The 4,188-nt window shown below is 56.5% G+C and carries 5 protein-coding genes and 2 pseudogenes; 5 read left to right on the forward strand and 2 right to left on the reverse strand.

Annotated elements, in window-relative coordinates; all coding sequences use genetic code 11:
* Both MKK70_RS10020 and MKK70_RS10025 read left to right on the forward strand, forming a co-directional pair.
* The coding region (locus tag MKK70_RS10020; RefSeq protein WP_243947375.1) for a hypothetical protein at positions 1 to 187 on the forward strand (187 nt) is incomplete at its 5' end.
* A 131-nt stretch (positions 188 to 318) separates the two neighbouring features.
* Positions 319 to 1,572, forward strand: coding sequence for a hypothetical protein (locus MKK70_RS10025; RefSeq protein WP_243947377.1), 1,254 nt, complete (start codon positions 319 to 321; stop codon positions 1,570 to 1,572).
* Here the strand turns inward: MKK70_RS10025 and MKK70_RS10030 are convergent.
* Positions 1,573 to 1,848, reverse strand: a pseudogene (locus MKK70_RS10030) (transposase); the annotation flags it as partial.
* Positions 1,849 to 1,977: 129 nt separating this feature from the next.
* Here MKK70_RS10030 and tnpA point away from each other — a divergent pair.
* The 3 genes and pseudogenes from tnpA to tnpC all read left to right on the forward strand — a co-directional run.
* Positions 1,978 to 2,352, forward strand: a complete 375-nt coding sequence (tnpA, locus tag MKK70_RS10035; protein WP_243947380.1) for an IS66-like element accessory protein TnpA — start codon at positions 1,978 to 1,980, stop codon at positions 2,350 to 2,352.
* The gene (gene tnpB, locus MKK70_RS10040) at positions 2,349 to 2,696 is read left to right on the forward strand and encodes an IS66 family insertion sequence element accessory protein TnpB (protein WP_243947382.1); all 348 of its coding nucleotides are present in this window, start codon (positions 2,349 to 2,351) and stop codon (positions 2,694 to 2,696) included. The genes tnpA and tnpB overlap by 4 nt, the downstream gene beginning before the upstream one ends.
* A 69-nt stretch (positions 2,697 to 2,765) precedes the next feature.
* Positions 2,766 to 3,434 (forward strand): annotated as a pseudogene (tnpC, locus tag MKK70_RS10045) (IS66 family transposase); the annotation flags it as partial.
* 63 nt (positions 3,435 to 3,497) lie between these two features.
* Here the strand turns inward: tnpC and MKK70_RS10050 are convergent.
* Positions 3,498 to 3,881 carry a hypothetical protein gene (locus MKK70_RS10050; protein ID WP_243947384.1) on the reverse strand — a complete coding sequence of 128 codons (384 nt, stop codon included), beginning with the start codon at positions 3,879 to 3,881 and terminating at the stop codon, positions 3,498 to 3,500.
* Between the last annotated feature and the right edge of the window lie 307 nt (positions 3,882 to 4,188).

A 4,188-nucleotide genomic window follows, 5' to 3' on the forward strand; every position in this document is an offset into this window, starting at 1 on the left:
CAACGATCGCAACCTCTACGTCCATCAGGTCACGCTCGACGGGCAAACCTATGCGGGTGATACGGCTGCCAACACGGGCGGATCCAACAGCCTCGGTGTTGCCAATCTCTACAGCAACGGTAGCGCTACCTTCCATACCAACGTGACCATAGAGCATGTATCAAGCGCCGTAATTTGGCATATATAAGATATGGTCTCCAAATTTATGGTTATTAGAACTCGTAAAAAACAAACGAAGCAAAATATAAAATCATGGATAATGTAGAATAGAGAACTTTAGATCAATTTATTTCGAGTGCAGCCGGATTGTATGAGAAGATGCAAGTAGCAGAAAATTACAAAAAGAAAGAGAACAATTTCTTTGACCCTATTGGTGATAATGTAGTGGGCTTTAAAGTATTTGAGTTTTTTTTATCTTGTTTTTTAATAATATCGATTGTATTGCAAAAATTCGCCGCCCCTGGTAGTTCTGGTTCTATATCCATAATCACCAGCCTATTGCCTGCTGTAACGCTCGTTGGGCTAATATCAGGAGTTATTGTATTTGATACTTTAAGTCTTCTACTTTATTTACTATTTGTTATTATTGGATCTATATCGCTTTTTATAAATAACGCTTTCATTGAAGGCTCTCTATCTTCTTTGATGCTCGTATGTATTCTTCAGATGTGTATTTCAACAAAAATATCATATAAATTTATAAAACATATAAATTTGCTAAAAACATTCAGAAAATCAATGATTGCATTTTCTCTCATAGGGATTGTTCAGTTTTTTATTCAGTTTGTATTAGGCTCAAATATAGCATTTTATCTAGATCTTTTTGTTGACAAGAGCTATATAGTCGCGGGATTTAATAGTGTTATTCCCTTATTTGACGGATCAAATACATTCAAAAGCAATGGGTTCTTCTTCTCAGAACCATCTATATTCAGTCAATATGTTGCAATTGCAATAATTATTGAGCTGATAAATAGGCGGAACGTCATTATTTTAGCTATCTATACTTTTGCGGTGCTATGCAGCTATTCTGGAACCGGTCTTATACTAATTGCAGTTTATGGGGGATTTTTGATGGTCTCGAACGGCCGCCTGAGTTACATCATTGCCCTAATAGTAGTTGCATCTCTACTTGTGTCTTTCAGCGATTCGCTTCAGCTAGAAGTATTCACAGGAAGAGTTAATGAATTCTCTACCCCAGGATCGAGCGGGTATTCCAGATTTATTGCACCTTTAAATATGATACTTACTTTTAGTTTCGATGGCGTAGTTTCGACCATCCTTGGAAAGGGTCCAGGAGCTATAAAAGTTTTTGAAGACTCAATGCCTGGAGGGCGTTTCGCAACCCATGACCCAACATGGGCTAAATTAATATTTGAATATGGTTTGGTAGGGTCGATTGCTTATGTATGCCTTATCATAAGATCAATGCAGGGATCCAATAAAGCATTAGCTTTGCCGATAGTTAGTACTTACTTCTTTTTAGGCGGATATTTAGCGAATGGTGCTATAATAACATTGGTTTTATTCTTGATTTCTTGGAGTAAGAACGGTCAAAAAGACAGTATATAAATTCTGCTCCCCCTGCCCCTTACCCCTGCCGGCGTAGCGGTATGACTTCACAGCGATGGAGTCGATCAGCATCTTGAGAGGGCGGCCCGCCGGCCTGGGCCAGCATCTCGAACAATCCGACCCAGCCCCCCTTGGCCTCCCAGCGTACGATGCGGTTGCGAGAAGCGTCTTCTTCGGCCTGTAGACGTCCCGCGACGCGTCCATCCAGCGGCCGCCGGATTCGAACACGTGGACGATACCACTGATCACGCGCCGGTCGTCCACGCGCTCCTTACCCGTAATTACCCACCCCTGTGACGGCTGGCGTGTAAGTACTCGGTGACGGCTGCCTTGTGCGGATAGGGCCTGGGTCTGGATACAGGTGGTGGCGCGGGATGGCGCTGTATCGGCCCTGTGTCTGGACCCATGACGAACACGGCTCACATCGTCGTCGCGGGAACGCGACGGACCTGGTCGCCCGAGCACAAGCGCGCGATCGTTGCCGAGGCGGAGGATCCGGCGACGACGGCCTCCGAAGTGGCGCGCCGGTACGGGCTTCATTCGAGTCTGCTGTTCCGCTGGCGCCGCGCTCTCCGGACAGAAGCATCGCCGCCGCCGGTGGCGTCCCGCCCGAGCTTCGTTCCGCTCGCGCTGCCGGCTCCGCAACCTCCCGTCCGCGACGAGCCGCCCCGCCCCGGCGCCATCGAGATCGAGCTGGCCGGCGGTCATCGGCTGCGGGCCGAGGCAGGCGCGGACGTGGTGCTCCTGCAGGGCGTGATCGCGGCGCTGCTGGGACGATGATCCCGGTCCCCTCCGGCTCGCGGGTCTGGCTGGCGACCGGACACACCGACATGCGCAAGGGCTTCGACAGGTTGGCCAGTCTCGTGCAGGATCACCTGGCGCGTGATCCGTTCTCGGGACAGGCCTTCGTCTTCCGCGGTCGGCAGGGGCACCTGATCAAGGTGCTGTGGTGGGACGGCCAGGGCCTGTGCCTGTTCGCCAAGCGCTTGGAGAAGGGTCGCTTCGTCTGGCCGGCGACGGCGGGCGCGGCTGCTGCGCTGACGCCGGCGCAGCTCGCCATGCTGCTGGAGGGCATCGACTGGCGTACCCCGGTGCGTACGGACCGGCCTCGCATCGCGGGCTGACGCGCGGGTGCCGGCAACGGGCTTGCGTGCCGGGCGCGACAGCTTAAGCTGTTGCTGTGGCTCTCGGCGCATCTGGCCGGGTTCCAAGGCGTGCTGCACGCCGACGGCTATGCCGGCTTCAATCGCCTCTACGAGGGCGGGCGCACCGGCGGTGCCCTGATCGCGGCGGCGTGCTGGGCCCACACCCGGCGCAAGTTCTTCGACGTGCCCGCCAAGACCGGCTCGGCCATCGCCGGGGAGGCGCTGGAGCGCATCGGCGCCCTCTACGCGGTCGAACGCGAGATCGCCGGCCAGCCGCCCGATGAGTGACAGCGACGGCGACAGGATCGATCCCAGCCGCTGGCCAATGCCTTGAGAACCTGGGCCGAGACGATCCTGCCGCAGCTCTCCGGCCCCTCGGATCTGGCCAAGGCGTTCCGCTACATGCTGACCCGCTGGCGCGCGCTGACCCGGGTGTTCGACGACGGCCGGATCGGGCTCGACAACAACCCGGCCGAGCGGGCGCTTCGCGGCGTCGCCGTTGGGCGCAAGAACGACCTGTTCGCTGGCTCGGATCGGGGCGCCGAGCGGGCGACCGCCTTCTACATCCTGATCGAGACGGCCAAGCTGAACCGCCTCGATACCGAGGCCTACCTGCGGGACGTCCTCACCCGCATCGCCGAGCATCCGGCTCGACGCCTCTGCGACCTGCTGCCGTGGAATTGGACCCCGCTTACGGGGCTCGCTCAGGCCGCCTGACCGCGAACCGCCGACCTGAGCCGCCTTTGTCAGCGGCTGAGATCCACCCCGCGTACTCCCCCGTTACTTCGTATCAGCGGCTGACCGAGCAGCCTCAGCCTCCCTGCGCTTTGCGAACCTGCGCGCGCCGACCCAGGCTTTGACGTCCTGGATCACGGTGTCGCCATGGCCATCAAAGGCCATGGCGGAGGCTGCCCGGTCGAACAGGGCATCCTCCATCATGAGGAGCATGCGGCGGCGCATACGATTGGCACGCTCGATCTCGCCCTGCTTCTCGGCCTCATACATGGTCAGGAGGAGCACATAGTAGGCGGCGCGCGCCAGGTCGTCCCGGCGGGGTGCGTTCCTGGCCTTGCGCCGGGCGGTGCTGCTCGCCTGGGCTCTTGCGTGCTTACGCTTCCGGCGGATCAGGATCTCGGGGAGGTCGTCGTCGGTCGCGTCGGCCATGGGTTGGGCTCCGGTGAGAGGAGCCATCAGGGTCGCCGGTGAGCTAGAAAGTTAGAAGCCCGTGCGATGATCATTCTGGTGTGGACGCAGGGCGCTTTGTCGACTGCGCAGGCCGATTTGGGATTGATCCTTTCCCTGTCAGCACGCCGCAGCACGACGTCGGGCCGCCGCAGCACGACGTCGGACTAGAAAAGCATCCCGTCACTGCAAAACATCCAGATCGGCGCACGGTCATCCCCTCGGTCAGCCGGCCTTCAGGAAGACGACGCGACCAAAATACAACGCCGAGCCTCCACCAAGCGCTTAC

Origin of the sequence: Methylobacterium sp. E-041, assembly GCF_022829665.1 — a bacterium.
Lineage (GTDB): Bacteria > Pseudomonadota > Alphaproteobacteria > Rhizobiales > Beijerinckiaceae > Methylobacterium.

Bases quoted from the DNA above. Each gene is read 5' to 3' on its own strand.
- tnpB (WP_243947382.1), top strand. From the start codon at position 2,349: ATGATCCCGGTCCCCTCCGGCTCGCGGGTCTGGCTGGCGACCGGACAC.
- tnpA (WP_243947380.1), top strand. From the start codon at position 1,978: ATGACGAACACGGCTCACATCGTCGTCGCGGGAACGCGACGGACCTGG.
- MKK70_RS10050 (WP_243947384.1), bottom strand. From the start codon at position 3,881: ATGGCCGACGCGACCGACGACGACCTCCCCGAGATCCTGATCCGCCGG.
- MKK70_RS10025 (WP_243947377.1), top strand. From the start codon at position 319: ATGCAAGTAGCAGAAAATTACAAAAAGAAAGAGAACAATTTCTTTGAC.